12 protein-coding genes and 1 pseudogene are annotated in these 14,031 nt (G+C 68.4%); 6 read left to right on the top strand and 7 right to left on the bottom strand.

Features of this window, described 5'->3' with window-relative positions; all coding sequences use genetic code 11:
* Positions 1 to 22: 22 nt before the first annotated feature.
* The 6 genes and pseudogenes from AC3RCE_RS07980 to AC3RCE_RS07955 all read right to left on the bottom strand — a co-directional run bounded on the left by AC3RCE_RS07980 (position 23) and on the right by AC3RCE_RS07955 (position 7,662).
* A pseudogene (locus tag AC3RCE_RS07980) lies at positions 23 to 1,895 on the bottom strand (amino acid ABC transporter permease/ATP-binding protein).
* Between the two features lie 75 nt (positions 1,896 to 1,970).
* Positions 1,971 to 2,555: a GNAT family N-acetyltransferase gene (locus tag AC3RCE_RS07975; RefSeq protein ID WP_492254879.1), complete on the bottom strand. Its 585-nt coding sequence runs from the start codon at positions 2,553 to 2,555 to the stop codon at positions 1,971 to 1,973.
* Positions 2,556 to 2,581: 26 nt separating this feature from the next.
* Positions 2,582 to 3,787, bottom strand: coding sequence for a M20 aminoacylase family protein (locus AC3RCE_RS07970; RefSeq protein ID WP_492254878.1), 1,206 nt, complete (start codon positions 3,785 to 3,787; stop codon positions 2,582 to 2,584).
* Complete coding sequence (locus tag AC3RCE_RS07965; RefSeq protein ID WP_492254877.1) at positions 3,787 to 5,145, bottom strand: LLM class flavin-dependent oxidoreductase; 1,359 nt, start codon at positions 5,143 to 5,145, stop codon at positions 3,787 to 3,789. Before AC3RCE_RS07965 ends, AC3RCE_RS07970 begins: the two co-directional genes overlap by 1 nt.
* A 37-nt stretch (positions 5,146 to 5,182) precedes the next feature.
* The gene (locus tag AC3RCE_RS07960) at positions 5,183 to 6,184 is read right to left on the bottom strand and encodes an LLM class flavin-dependent oxidoreductase (RefSeq protein WP_492254876.1); all 1,002 of its coding nucleotides are present in this window, start codon (positions 6,182 to 6,184) and stop codon (positions 5,183 to 5,185) included.
* A 131-nt stretch (positions 6,185 to 6,315) separates the two neighbouring features.
* Positions 6,316 to 7,662: a branched-chain amino acid ABC transporter substrate-binding protein gene (locus AC3RCE_RS07955; protein WP_492254875.1), complete on the bottom strand. Its 1,347-nt coding sequence runs from the start codon at positions 7,660 to 7,662 to the stop codon at positions 6,316 to 6,318.
* A 92-nt stretch (positions 7,663 to 7,754) separates the two neighbouring features.
* Here AC3RCE_RS07955 and AC3RCE_RS07950 point away from each other — a divergent pair, with 92 nt between their 5' ends.
* Positions 7,755 to 8,144, top strand: coding sequence for an Hsp20/alpha crystallin family protein (locus AC3RCE_RS07950; RefSeq protein ID WP_492254874.1), 390 nt, complete (start codon positions 7,755 to 7,757; stop codon positions 8,142 to 8,144).
* A 169-nt stretch (positions 8,145 to 8,313) separates the two neighbouring features.
* On the opposite strand, the gene AC3RCE_RS07945 is transcribed toward AC3RCE_RS07950, so the two are convergent.
* On the bottom strand, positions 8,314 to 9,285 hold the full coding sequence (locus AC3RCE_RS07945) for an AraC-like ligand-binding domain-containing protein (protein WP_369641903.1): 972 nt from the start codon (positions 9,283 to 9,285) through the stop codon (positions 8,314 to 8,316).
* 221 nt (positions 9,286 to 9,506) lie between these two features.
* On the opposite strand from AC3RCE_RS07945, the gene AC3RCE_RS07940 reads away from it, so the two are divergent.
* Genes AC3RCE_RS07940 through AC3RCE_RS07920 form a run of 5 tightly spaced genes read left to right on the top strand, consistent with a single transcriptional unit; the run spans position 9,507 to position 14,011 of the window.
* Complete coding sequence (locus AC3RCE_RS07940; protein ID WP_492254873.1) at positions 9,507 to 10,724, top strand: amino acid ABC transporter substrate-binding protein; 1,218 nt, start codon at positions 9,507 to 9,509, stop codon at positions 10,722 to 10,724.
* A gap of 6 nt (positions 10,725 to 10,730) precedes the next feature.
* The gene (locus tag AC3RCE_RS07935) at positions 10,731 to 11,609 is read left to right on the top strand and encodes a branched-chain amino acid ABC transporter permease (RefSeq protein WP_057270748.1); all 879 of its coding nucleotides are present in this window, start codon (positions 10,731 to 10,733) and stop codon (positions 11,607 to 11,609) included.
* Entirely contained in the window at positions 11,606 to 12,547 is a 942-nt protein-coding gene (locus AC3RCE_RS07930; protein WP_492254872.1) for a branched-chain amino acid ABC transporter permease, read from the top strand. Before AC3RCE_RS07935 ends, AC3RCE_RS07930 begins: the two co-directional genes overlap by 4 nt.
* On the top strand, positions 12,540 to 13,304 hold the full coding sequence (locus tag AC3RCE_RS07925) for an ABC transporter ATP-binding protein (protein WP_492254871.1): 765 nt from the start codon (positions 12,540 to 12,542) through the stop codon (positions 13,302 to 13,304). Before AC3RCE_RS07930 ends, AC3RCE_RS07925 begins: the two co-directional genes overlap by 8 nt.
* Entirely contained in the window at positions 13,301 to 14,011 is a 711-nt protein-coding gene (locus AC3RCE_RS07920; protein ID WP_492254870.1) for an ABC transporter ATP-binding protein, read from the top strand. Before AC3RCE_RS07925 ends, AC3RCE_RS07920 begins: the two co-directional genes overlap by 4 nt.
* Positions 14,012 to 14,031: the final 20 nt, after the last annotated feature.

Below are 14,031 nucleotides of genomic sequence, written 5' to 3'. Positions count from 1 at the left end.
GGAATGTGAGGCGGCCGACTGCTCAGAGCACCTTGGCCAGGAACTCCGCCGTGCGGGGGTGGTCGGGCTGGCTGAAGACCTTGGCGGGTGTGCCGGTCTCCAGCACGCGGCCCTGCTCCATGAAGACGACCGTGTCGGCCACCTCGCGGGCAAAGCCGATCTCGTGCGTCACGATGATGAGCGTGGTGCCGGTGCGGGCCAGTTCCTTGATCACATCGAGCACCTCGCCCACCAGCTCGGGGTCCAGCGCAGACGTGGGCTCGTCGAAGAGCAGCACCTTGGGCTTGAGCGCCAGTGCCCGGGCAATCGCCACGCGCTGCTGCTGGCCGCCGGAGAGCTGCCGCGGATAGCTGTGCGCCTTGTCGGACAGGCCCACGCGCGCCAGCAGCTCCAGCGCCAGGGCTTCGGCCTCTGCACGGGGCAGCCGGCGCAAGCTGACCGGGGCTTCGACGATGTTCTCCAGCACGGTGAGGTGTGGAAACAGGTTGAAGTTCTGGAACACCATGCCCACGTCCACCCGGCGTTGGAGGATGTCCTTCTCGCCCAGCTCGTACAGGGTGTCCGCGTCCTGGCGGTAGCCAATCAGCTCGCCATCGATGGCGATGAAACCATCGTCCACCCGCTCCAGGTGGTTGATGGTGCGCAGCAAGGTCGACTTGCCCGAGCCCGACTGCCCGAGGATCACCGTGACGCTGCCGGGCGGCACCGTCAGCGTCACGTCCTTCAGTACGCGCAAGGCGCCGTAGCTCTTGGACACGCCGTGGATGGTGACTTCACCACCGCGGTTGCGCTCGCCCGTCCAGCGCGGCACGGTGGTGACGGCGGGCGTGGGCGCTGCTGCCGGTGTGGTCACCGCTGTATCAGCTTGCACGGCCACGCGCCGCCCAGGCCGCAGGCGCTGCGCAATGCCGCTGAAGATCGACGGCGGCAGGCTGCGCAGCGCGCCCTTGGAAAAATACCGCTCGATGTAGTACTGCAGCAGCGACAGCACCGTGAGGATCACCAGATACCACACGGTGGCCACCATCAGCAGCGGGATCACCTCCAGGTTGCGGCGGTAGATGATCTGGATGGTGTAGAACAGCTCGGGCAGGGCCAGGATGTACACGTTGGACGTGCCCTTGGCCAGCCCGATGATGTCGTTGAAGCCCGCCGGCAATATGGACCGCATGGCCTGCGGCAGCACGATGCGGAACGCCTGGCGGCGGCGCGGCAGGCCCAGGGCGGCCGCCGCTTCCAGCTGCCTGGTCCACCGACAGGATGCCGCCGCGCACGATCTCCGACGCGAAGGCTGCCTGGTTCAGCGTGAGGCCGATCAGCGCCGCCACGAAGGGGCTGATGAGCTGCGTGGTGGGGTACGAGAAGAACGCCCAGCCGGTGAAAGGCACGCCCAGGCTCACGGTCTCGTACAGGTAGCCCAGGTTGTTGATGATGAGCAGCAGCACGATGACTGGGATGGACCGGAAGATCCAGATGAAGGTCCACGACAGCCCCGCCAGCAGCGGCGAGCGCGACACGCGGGCCAGCGCCAGCGCCGTGCCCAGCGTGAAGCCGAACAGCGCCCCCAGCGCGGTGAGCAGCAGCGTGCGGCCCAGGCCCACCAGCACGGGCTCAGAGAAGAAATACTCGCCGAAGATGCTCCAGCCCCAGCGCGGGTTGGTGAACACCGAGTACAGCACCAGCCCGATGACCACGGCGGCAAACACCGTGTCGGCGGCCCGTGCCCGGTAGCTCGCGGGCACGACTTTGTAGTGGGAATAGTCGCCTTTCACCAGGGCGGGCGATGGGGTGGCGGCCGGAGCGCTAGGCGCATGGCTGTTGGCCACTGGTGGCGCGGCAGGGGTTGGCCCCAGCGGCAGACCGGCAGCGGCGTCCAGGGTGGTGGAGGTGGACATGGTGGTGAGGTCTCGCAGGCTGTCGGGGTTCGTGGAAAAGAGCGGGGTGGGCTGGGCAGGTGTCTGTGGCGGGCTTCAGGCTGCTTGCGCCACGACCGCAGCGCGCCCCACGCCCAGGGCGTGCGGTGTGGCGGGCGCCGTCAACGTGGCGGTGGACTCCAGACCGTCCACGGCGCGCAGAGTCTTCTCGAACGGCAGATGGCGGTACGTCTCGTGCGGCAGCGATGTGTCGAACAGCGCCGTGTACCCATGGCCCAAGTACAGCCCCACGGCCTCAGGCTGGCGAAAGCCGGTGGTGAGGTACAGCCGCGCATAGCCCTGGCGCAGCGCCTGCGCTTCGAGCTCCTGCAGCACCTTGGCGGCGAGCCCTTGGCGGCGGTGGGCCGAGTGCGTCCACACGCGCTTGAGCTCCGCCGTGAGCGCGTCGCTGTGGCGCTTGAAGGCACCGCCGCCAATCGCCTGTCCGCCGCGCAGCAGCAGTACAAAGTTGCCGCCATGCTCCGGCGTGAACAGCTCGGGCGGGTACTTCTCCATCTCACGCTGCCCGCCTTCGCGGTCGTAGAACTCGCCGTAGCGCGACTCGTACTCGTGCGACAGCTCGTCGATGAGCGGGCGGGCCAGGGGATCGGCGGGCGAGGTGTAGATGAAGCTGTCATTCATGGGGAGGGCTTTCTCGTGAAAGGGTCTCAGGCCAGAAACCGCTCGGCCAGCCGCACCCAGTACGTGGCCGAGGGCGCCAGGATGGCGTCGTTGAAGTCGTAGTACGGGCTGTGCAGCGATGCGCCATCGCCATTGCCCACGAACACGTAGCTGCCCGGGCGCTTGAGCAGCATGAAGGCGAAATCCTCGCTGGCCGTGCGCGGGCGAAAGCCTGCGTCCACGCGGGCTGCGCCGAAGGTGTCGATGGCCACACTGCGTGCCAGCTCCGTCTCGGCTTCATGGTTGAGCACCGCCGGGTAGCCGGACCGGTACGACACATCGGCCGTGGCACCAAAGCTCTCGGCCTGCGCGCGGGCGATGGCCGGAATGCGCTCCTTGAGCACCTCGCGCACCTCGGGCTTGAAGGCGCGGGCCGTGAGCTTGAGCTCCACGCTCTCGGGCACCACGTTGGGCGCGTTGCCGCCGTGGATGGAGCCCACCGTGACCACGCCCATGTCGAGCGGATCGACATTGCGCGAGACTACCGTCTGCAGCGCGGTGATGATGTGCGCGCTGGCCACCACCGGGTCCACCGTCTCGTGCGGCGCGGCGCCGTGGCCGCCCTTGCCGCGCACGGTGATGGTGATCTGGTCCACCGAGGCCATGGCAGGCCCCGTCACGCAGCCGAAGTGCCCCGCGCCCACGCAGGGCCAGTTGTGCAGGCCGAACACCGCGTCGCACGGAAAGCGCTCGAACAGGCCCTCGCCGATCATGTGCTGTGCACCGCCGCCGTTCTCCTCGGCGGGCTGGAAGATGAGGTTCAGCGTGCCGTCGAAGCGGCCCGACTCGGCCAGGAAGCGCGCCGCAGCCAGCAGCACCGTGGTGTGCCCGTCGTGCCCGCAGGCGTGCATCACCCCGGCGTTCCGGCTGGCATAGGGCAGGCCCGTGGCCTCGGTGATGGGCAGTGCGTCCATGTCGGCACGGATGCCCAGGGTCTTGGTGCCCTGCCCTTTGCGCAGCGTGCCCACCAGGCCGGTGCCCGCGATGCCGGTGGTCACCTCGTACCCCCAGGACGCGAGGCGCTCGGCCACAATGGCCGAGGTGCGGTGCTCCTGGAACGACAGCTCGGGGTGCTGGTGCAGGTCCCGGCGCAATGCCTGGAACTCGTGGATGAAGGCGGCAATGCCCTCTTCCACGCTTTTCACCCGCTGCACGTCGTGTGCGGAAGCCGCTACGGGCAATGCTGCGCCCATCACGCCACCTTCTTCTCTGGCGCCGTGGCTGCGTCCGCATCGGCCTGCGCGTACCGGCTGGCCTTGCGCGGCAGGCCCAGGTGGTCGCGCAGGGTGTGGCCCGGCAGCGTGCGCTGGTAGCGGCCCCGCGACTCCAGCACCGGAATCACGTGCGCGATGAAATCATCAAGCCCCTGCGACAGCACGGGGAAGCCCAGGATGAAGCCATCGGCCGCGCCCTCATCCACCCAGCGGATGATCTCGTCGGCCACGCGCTCGCCCGTGCCGACGAACTGCGAGCGCGGCGTGGCGGCCTCCAGCGCCACCTGGCGCAGGGTCAGGCCACGTGCCTTGGCGTCGGCCTTGATGCGGTCGGTGGTGGAGCGAAAGCTGTTGCGGCCGATCTCGCCCAGCTCCGGAAAGGGCGCGTCCAGCGGGTACTGGCTGAAGTCGTGGTGGTCGAAGTAGCGGCCCAGGTAGGCCAGCGCTTCATCGACCGTGAGCAGCTCGCGGATGGCCTGGTATTTGGCGCCAGCCTCTTCCTGCGTGGCGCCCACCACGGGCCCGATGCCGGGGAAGATCTTCACGTCGTCGGCCTGGCGGCCATGCACCACGGCGCTGGCCTTGACCTTGCGCAGAAAGCTGCGCGTCTCCTCGACCGACGGCGAATGCGTGAACACCGCATCGGCGTACTTGCCCGCCAGGCCGATGCCAGCGTCGGAGGAACCCGCCTGAAAGATCACCGGCTGCCCCTGCGGCGACCGGCCGATATTGAGCGGCCCCGCCACCTGGAAGAAGCGGCCCTTGTGGTTCAGCGTGTGCAGCTTGGCGGGGTCGAAGAACTGGCCCGTGGCGCGGTTGCGCACCACGGCGTCTTCGTCCCAGCTGTCCCACAGGCCTTGCGTCACCTGCAGGTATTCGTCGGCGATCTCGTAGCGCAGCGCATGGTCGGGGTGGTTGCGGCTGTAGTTGCTGGCCGTGCCCTCCAGCGGTGTGGTCACCACGTTCCAGCCGGCGCGCCCCTTGCTGATGAGGTCCAGCGACGCGAACTGCCGCGCCACCGTGAATGGCTCGCTGTACGAGGTGGAGATGGTGCCCGCCAACCCGATCTTCGACGTCGCCACGGCCAGCGCCGACAGGATGGAGATGGGCTCGAAGCGGTTCAGAAAATGCGGGATGGACTTCGCGTTGATGAACAGCCCGTCGGCCACGAAGGCGAAGGCGATGCCGTTGGCCTCGGCCTTCCGCGTGGTCTCGATGTAGAAGTCGAGGTTGACGCTCGCGTCCGCGGGGCCTGCGGGGTGCTTCCACGAATTCATGTGGCCGCCTGCGCCATGCAGCATGACGCCGAATCGGATGGGGGATGGGGTGTTGCTCATGGTGTCTGTTCCTGGGGAAAGGGGGGCGGCCAACGGGTCAGGCCTCGGCGGTGGCATAGGCGCCCGCCAGCAACTCGACCGAGGCCAGGCGGTCGGCAAAGCCCGTGACGGGCGTGTCGACCACGAACTCTTCGATGCCGTAGCGCTCGCTGAGCGCATCGAGCTGCTCGCGCACCGTGTCGGGCGAACCGGCGATCACGTGGGGCCGGGTTTCTTCAAGCCGGTAGTCCGCCACGCCGGCCTGGCGTGCAAACTCCGCGGCGGCCTGCGCGCTGGGCAGGTTCACGCTCTGCCCGGTGGACAAATGCAGCTTGAACACGCGCAATGCGCCCACCAGGCTGTCGGCCTGCGCCTGGGTAGGGGCCACGAGCGCATAGAGCGCCAGCGAGGGGGCGCGGCCAGCGGCTTCGCGGTACACGCGCACCGTGCGCTCGATGTTGACGGGGTCGCCATTGAAATGGCCCGCGTACGTGAAGTGCCAGCCATGCCGTGCCGCCAGCGCCGCGCTGTCGGGGCTGCCGCCCAGCAGGTGGCGCTCGGGCAGGCTGGGCGGTGCGGGGTAGGCCACGGCGCCCGCCAGCGCGTGGTCCGGGTCCAGCGTGCCGTGCAGGAAGGCGTCCAGCTCCGCAAAGCGCGCGCCGAAGTCCGCAGGCCGGGATTTATCGTGCAGCGCCTGCAGCGCCCGGGTGGACAGCGGCAGGCCGCCGGGCGCCTTGCCCACGCCCAGGTCCACGCGGCCGGGCGCCAGGGACGCAAGCACCTTGAAGGCCTCGGCCACCTTGAAGGGGCTGTAGTGCTGCAGCATCACGCCGCCCGAGCCGATGCGAATGCGCGAGGTGCGCGCCAGCAGGTGGGCCACCAGCACCTCGGGCGCCGAGCCGGCCAGGCCCGGGTTGCCATGGTGCTCGGCCACCCAGAAACGGCGGTAGCCCAGCTGCTCGGCGCGCTGGGCCAGCGCTACGGTGCGCTGCAGCGCCTCGGCCGCCGTGGCTCCGTCGGGGATGGGACTTTTGTCGAGCAGGGAGAGGGTGTAGGACACGGTGGAGGCAGCGATTCGCGCATGGGTGATCAATGCGACAAATTCTGTGGCCCGACGGCCTGCACCGGTTGCGCTAACTTTTCATATCGATATGCGGCGCGCGCTGCGCCGCATACCGCCCGCGCCGTGGGTCAGGGGCGCTGCATGGTGCAGCTGTGGGGTTGCTGGGCCTTGGCGGCGGCGATCTGGCGCACCACGCGAAAGCCGTAGCCCGAGCCTTCCACGTCGAACTTCACGCCCGGTGCGCCCTTCTTGTCCATCACGCCCACCACCAGCGCCTGCTGGAACTGGTGGTCCGCCGCGCGCATGCTGCCGCCCTGGCCCGACAGCTGCACATTCGCGCTCTCCATCTGCCGCGCCACGGCCACGGCGTCGGTGCTGCCCGCGCGTTCGATGGACTGGGCCAGCGCCTCGACCATGAGCTGCATGCGCATGTGCACGTAGTCATCCTGCGGCTTGGGAAAGCGCGTGCGGAACGACTGGTAGAACGCCTCGCTCTGCGCGCCCGGCACGTTGGGCAGCCAGTCGGCCACGGCCACCACCTTGCCGATGCCCGCGTCGCCGATGGCGGCGGGCGCGCCCAGGGCGTTGCCGTAGAAGGTGTAGAAGCTGCCTTCGTAGCCCACCTCGCGCGCGGCCTTGACCAACAGCGTGAGGTCATTGCCCCAGTTGCCCGTGACCACGGCCTGCGCGCCGCTGGTCTTGATCTTCACCGCATAGGGCGCGAAGTCCTTCACCCGGCCGATGGGGTGCAGCTCGTCGCCCACCACCGTCACCTCGGGGCGTTGGGCGGCCAGCTGCTTCTTCGCCTCGCGCAGCACGGCCTGGCCGAAGCTGTAGTCCTGGCCGATGAGGTAGACGCTCTTGAGGCCCTTGTCTTCGCGCATCACTTCCATGAGCGCGGCCATGCGCATGTCCGCATGCGCGTCGAAGCGAAAGTGCCAGAAGCTGCATTTCTCGTTGGTGAGGATCGGGTCCACCGCGGAGTAGTTCAAAAAGATCACGCGCTTGTTCGGCTCGCGCTCGTTGTGCTTGTTGATGGCTTCGATCAGCACCGCCGCCGTGGCCGAAGAATTGCCCTGCAGGATGACCTGCGCGCCGTCGTCGATGGCCGCGCGCAGTGCCGACAAGGCCTCCTCGTTCTGGCCCTTGCTGTCGTAGCGCTCCAGCGCCAGCGGGCGGGGACCGCCGCTGCTGGCGGGCAACTGCACGCCGCCGCGTGCGTTCACACGCTCCATGGCCCAGTAGACGTTGCGATAGACCGCCTCGCCGGTGTTGGCGAACGCGCCCGAAAGGCTTTCGATGAGCGCCACCTTCACCGGCTTGGCCGGGGCCGCGGCCGTGGTGCCGGGCGCGGTCTGGGCATGGCTGGCGGAAAGGGGGGCCACAGCGCAGACCAGCGCCGCGGCCAGCGCCAAAACCGGTTGACGTAATGCCGCTGCGCCTGTTTTCAAGCCCACGGAGCGCAATTTATTCATGCCATTTTTCCCTTGAAAAGCAACCCGGCCGTACACAACTCCTTGGCATGCGGCGACCACGTCGAGAGCCGCGCAGTTTATAGGAGTTACCCATGATCTTCGCCCCCGTGATCCGCCGTGCCGCTTATGCCCAGTCCCCCCGTTCCGCCGACCTGGCGCTGCAGCGTTTCCTGATGGGCGCACTGGCCGCACCCGCAGCCCCGGCCTCTGCCGGCTGCGCCGTGACGCAGGACGAAAAGACCACCACCTTGCAGCTGGATGTACCGGGCCTGGCCCGCGAGCAGCTGTCCATCAGCATCGAAGGCAACCAGGTGCGCCTGCACAGCGTGGAAGGCGCGCCTCGCCAGGTGCAGCGCGCCTGGGAGCTGGCCACCGACATCGATGCCGCCAACAGCTCCGCCAAGCTGGAAAACGGCGTGCTGACCCTGACGCTGGCCCGCCTGGAGCCCGTGAGCCGGGCCACGTCTCTGAGCATCCAGTAAACGGCGGCGCTTGCACAGTTACCCGCCCGCCAGCACAGGGCGGGCCGCCTGCCGCCAGCACGACCGCTATTGATTCAATAGCTGAAAGCGCCCTTGCCGCAAGCGGTAGGAGCGTTTTTTCCTATGAAGCGACCTGCCGACAGGGCTGCGCAGCGGCCGGAGAGCGCGCTCAATGTGGCAATGCCGGAACCCGGGCCCGCGTGCGGTATTCGCTGGGGCTGCAACCCACATGTGCGCGGAACACACGGCTGAAATGGGCGCTGTTGGAGAAACCCCAGGACAGCGCGATGTCCGTGACCGACCGCTGCGCCTGCGCGCTGCTGCGCAGGTCTTGCAGGCACGCCTCCAGCCGCCGGTGCTGGATCATGGTGGCCAGCGTGTTCTCCTCGTCCGCCACCGCGTTGTACAGGTGCCGCTTGCTGCAGTTGAGCGCCTGCGCAATACGGTCGATGGTGAGGTCCGGGTCTGCGAGGTGGCGGTCGATGTACTGGCCGATACGGTCCCGCAGGGCCTCGCGCTGCGACACGGCACTGTGCTGGCCGTTGCGCTCCAGCAGCGACAGCTGCACCAGGTGCGTGATCACGTCGGCCACGCCGTCGGCAGCGGCGTCGGACATGCTGGGCAGCTCGGTGAACGCAGCGCGCATGGTGTCCCACGCCAGGCGCGACACGCCCGTGGTGCCTGAAAACCGCTGCACCATCAGGTCGTCGAGCTTGAGCTTGCGCTCGGGCAGTTGTTCCTTGGGGATCATCAGCACCATCTGGCGCACGGCCTCCGGGTTGCTCACCGCGTAGGCGCGCGTGGTGTCGTACACGCTCCATTCGCCCGGCGACAGCCACACCTGGCGGCCGTTCTGCTCGAAGCAGGCGCGCCCTTCGAGCTGCGCCACCACCTTGATGTAGGCCCGGTCGCTGCTGCGGATGAGGCTGGGGGTGCGCACCACACGGTGGCGGCTCACGTCGAGCTGGCACAGGTTGACGTAGCCCGCCTGGCCCGACGTGATGTGGCCCGCGAAGGCCTCGTCGCCAAACGCATCGGACTCCAGCCCGCCAATGAGGCGCCACACCGCATCGCCCCACAGGTGCAGGCGGTCGCGCGGTGGCACAGTGTCGGTCGATACCTCGGTCAGAGGGTGGGCCATGGGTGTCTCCAGTCGTCATGCAGACGGTGCCGCCTGTCTCAGCGGGATTATCGGCCGCGCCGCTATTCCTGCGGCGGGCACGGAAATCCGGGTAAACCCCCTGCGCCGTGCACGCTGGGACAAGGCTTTTGTGCACGCTCAGCCCAGCGTACCGGGCGGCGTCTTCCTACGATCCGGGTACGGCCTGCACTGCGCGGGCCTCCCATCCGAGGAGACACACAATGACAACGCATTCACCATCCCAACCCTCCAAGCGCCAATGGATCAAGGGGGCCGCCGCCACCGTGGGCGCGCTGGCCGTGGCGCCGCAGCTGCTGGCCCAAGGCAGTGGCAGCGCCCCCGTGCGCATCGGCTACGCGATTGCCCGCACAGGCCCCTGGGCCGCAGGCGCCCAGGTCAGCCAGGAGCCCAACTACCTGCTGTGGGCCGAACAGGTGAACGCGGCGGGCGGCCTGAGCATCAAGGGCGCCAAGCGCCCCATCGAACTCATCGGCTACGACGACCGCAGCGAGACCGAGACCTGTGTGCGCACCTTCGAGAAACTCATGGGCAGCGACAAGGTGGACCTGATCCTGCCGCCCTGGGGCTCGGGCGCCAACTTCGCCATCGCGCCGCTGGCCAACCGCTTTGGCTACCCGTTGCTGGCGCCCACCGCCCTGTCGCGCAAGCTGATCGACATGAACCTGCCCTACTTCTTCTCCCTGCTGCAGCAGCCCGACAAGATGATGGGCGCGCTGGTGGACATGCTGGTGGCCAACGGCGTGAAGTCGGTGGCCATCGTCTACATGGACGACTTGTTCGGCCTGGAAAACTTCGCGGCGCTGAACAACGCGCTCAAGAAGACCAGCATCCAGGTGGTGGAGCGCAAGAGCTACCCGCTGGGCGTGAAGGACCTGGCGCCCGTGCTGCGCGGCATCAAGGACCAGAACCCCGACGCCTTCATCGGCATCACCTACCCGCCCGACACCATCCTGGCCAGCCGCCAGGCGCGCGAGGTGGGGCTGAACCCCAAATTCTTCTACGCTTCGGTGGGCACCGCCTTCCAGCTGTACAAGAACGTGATGCAGGCCAACACCGAAGGCGTGATCGGCATGGGATCGTGGAGCGTGAAGACCAGCCCCGAGGCCAAGGCCTACTTCGACGCCCACGTGAAGAAGTTCAACAAGGAGCCCGACCGCTGGGCCAGTGGCCATGCCTGGGCGGGCCTGCAGATCCTGCAGCAGGCCGTGGAGAAGGTGGGCCTGGACCGCAAGGCGCTGCGCGAGCACATCGCCAAGAACGAGTTCAAGACCATCCTGGGCGGCATCCGCTTTGCAGGCAGCGAGAACGCCTCCATCCCTGGCACGGTGAGCCAGTGGCAGGGCAGCGACTTCGAGGTGGTGTGGCCCAAGGACCGCGCCACGGCGCAGCTGAACACCAACAAGCCTGCCTGGAAGTAAGACGGCATGTCCTTGACCTCCTGGGCCGAACTGGTCGCCAGCGGCCTCATTACCGGCGGCATCTACGCGCTGGTGGCTATGGGCCTGAACCTGCAATACGGGCTGATGCGCATCATGAACATCTCGCATGGCGAGTTCCTGATGCTCGGCGCCTTCCTCACCTGGTGGGCGCACACCGCCTGGGGCTGGTCGCCGCTGCTGCTGATGCCCATCGCCTTCATCGCGCTGTTCGTGCTGGGGGTGGCGGTGCATGCGCTGTGCTTCAAGCGCCTGGCGGCGCGCGCGCCGAACGTGGACGTGTTCGAGGCGCGCAGCCTGATGGTGGGCTTCGGCCTGATGTTCCTGGTGCAGAACACCGCCCTCTTGATCTGGGGCGGCGACCTGCGCGGCTACGAGTACCTGGCCGACCCGGTGCAGGTGGCGGGCATGCGCTTCACCGAGAACAAGCTGGTGCTGTTCGGCGTGGCGCTGGCGCTGTCGGCCGCGCTGATCGCGCTGCTCAAGCTCACCTTGCTGGGCAAGGCCGTGCGGGCGCTGATGCAGTCGCCCACGGGGGCACAGCTGGTGGGCATCAACACCCGGCGCCTGCACCCGATGATGTTCGGCATCGGCCTGGGCCTGTCGGGCGTGGCGGGGGCCCTGCTGTCGATGACCTACGAGATTTCCCCCTCGATGGGCGAGCCCTATACCGTGACGGCGCTGATCGTGATCACGCTGGGCGGCTTCGGCAGCCTGGCGGGCAGCCTGGCCGGCGGCCTGCTGCTGGGTGTGGTCGAGGCCCTGGGCATGCACTTCAGCAGCCCCTCCCTCAAGATGCTGCTGAGCTATGCGGTGTTCATCGGCGTGCTGATCTGGCGCCCCAACGGCCTCTTTTCCAAAAAATGAAATCTCTCCATTCCAACAAGCCCTGGCTGGCGCTCGCCGCGGGCACGGCCGTGGTCGGCACCCTGCCCTGGCTGGTGTCCGAGTTCGTGGCCTCAGTGCTGCTCAGTTGCCTGATGTACATCGCACTGGCCACCAGCTGGTCGCTGTTCTGCGGCGCCACGCGCTACCTCTCGCTGGCCACATCGGCCTTCTTCGGCATCGGCGCGTACGCCAGCGCCACGCTGCTGGAAGTGCTGCCCTGGCCGTTGGTGATCGTGGCCGGCGCGCTGATCGCCGCCGTGGTGGCCGTGGTCATGGGGGCCGCCGTGCTGCACCTGCGCGGCACCTACTTCGCGGTGCTGACCTTCGGCATGACGGAGCTGATCCGCCACGCGGTGACCTTTGTCGAAAAGCAGGTATCGGGCACGGTGGGCCGTGTGCTCACGGTGGTGCCCAGCAACGAGACGGTGTACCTCACGGTGCTGCTGATCGCGGCGGCGGCCATTGCGACCGCCATCGCCATCCAGCGCAGCCGCTTCGGCCTGGCGCTCTCGGGCATCGGGGCCGACGAGCAGCGTGCGCAGACCCTGGGCGTGGACACGCGCCTGGCGAAGATCGCGGGCTTCGGCATCACGGCCGCGTTTGCGGGCGCCGTGGGCGCGGCCATGGCCGTGCGCTGGACCTACATCGAACCGGCCGCCGTGTTCAGCCCCTTCATCGGCTTCCAGACGGTGCTGATCGCGCTGATCGGCGGGGCGGCCAGCATCGGCGGGCCGGTGCTCGCGGCCATCGTCTTCAGCCTGCTGGCCGAGACGCTGCGCCTGCAGCTGCCCTATGGCTACATGATGGTGCTGGGCCTGCTGCTGATCCTGTGCGTGATGTACCTGCCCAACGGGCTGGCCACGCTGTGGCAGCGCAAGCGGGCGGCCACGCCTGCAACGGAGGCCAGCCATGTCTGAAGCCCTGCTGACCATCGACAGCATGACCGTGCGCTTTGGCGGGCTGACCGCCGTGGACGGCGTGAGCGCCAGCCTGCACGCAGGCGAGCTGATCGGCATCATCGGCCCCAACGGCGCGGGCAAGACCACGTTCTTCAACGCCATCTCGGGCGTGCAGCCACCGACCTCGGGCACGCTGCACTGCGGTGCCGACAACCTGACCGGCAAGGGCCCGCACCACTATGCGGCCCACGGCATTGCGCGCACCTTCCAGACGCCGCGCGTGTTCCCGGACATGACGGTGCGCGACAACGTGCGCTTTGGCATGCAGTTCGCGGGCCGCCACCGCCAGGGGCCCGTGGGCCTGCGCAGCGAGGACGAGATCCTGGCCATGCTGGGCCTGTCGGCCTTGGCCGAGCGCCCTGCCGCCGATGTGACGCCCTCGCAGCAGCGCCTGCTGGAGATCGGCATGGCCCTGGGCACGCGCCCGCGCCTGCTGCTGCTCGACGAGGTGGCCGCCGGCCTGACCGAGGCCGAGGTCGACGCCATGGCCCAGCGCATCCGCCGCCTGCGCGACGACTGGGGCCTCACGGTGGTGTGGATCGAGCATGCGGTGACCACGCTGCTCAAGTACGTGGAGCGCGTGCTGGTGCTGCACCAGGGCCGCAAGATCGCCGATGGAACGCCCGCCGAGGTGGTGCGCAACCCGGAGGTGATCGAGGCCTACCTGGGCGATGAGATGGGCACTCAGGCAACGCCCGAAGGAGCCACGGCATGAGCGGCGCACACCTCACGGTACAAGGCCTGACCACGGGCTACAACGGCTTCCAGGTGCTGCAGGATTTATCTCTTGAGGCCCAGCCCGGCATCACGGTTATCGTCGGCCCCAACGGTGCGGGCAAGACCACGCTGCTCAAAGCGCTAGCGGGACTGCTGCCGCGCCAGGGCACGGTACTGCTCGACGGCCAGGCCGTGCCGGCCCTCAATGCGACCGCCTGCGTGCAGCGCGGCCTGGCCCTGGTGGCCGAGGGCCGCCAACTGTTCCCGCAGATGACGGTGACCGAGAACCTGGAGCTGGGCGGCTGGCTGATGCCTGCGCGTGTGCGGGCAGACCGGCTGGCCCAGGCCTTCGAGGACTTCCCGCGCCTCAAGGAACGCGCCCAGCAACTGGCGGGCACCATGAGCGGTGGCGAGCAGCAGATGGTGGCCGTGGCCCGCGCCATGATGAGCGGGCCGCGCCTGTTGATGCTGGACGAGCCCTCGCTGGGGCTGGCACCGCGCATGGTGGACGAGCTGCTGGCCATCGTGCAGCGCATCGCGGCCCAGGGCGTCACGGTGCTCATGGTGGAGCAGAACGTGCGCAAGGCGCTGCAGGTGGCCCAGCGCGGCTATGTGCTGGAGCGCGGTCGCATCGTCGCCTCGGGCGATGCCGCCACGCTGCTGCAGTCCGACGCCGTGCGCCAGGCCTACCTGGGCGTTGCCTGAACGTCCCGCACCCCATCCCC

Source organism: Acidovorax sp. GW823-FHT05D11 (genome assembly GCF_058795695.1).
Note: the sequence above shows the minus strand (reverse complement) of the source record. Positions and strands in the feature narration are given on the sequence as shown.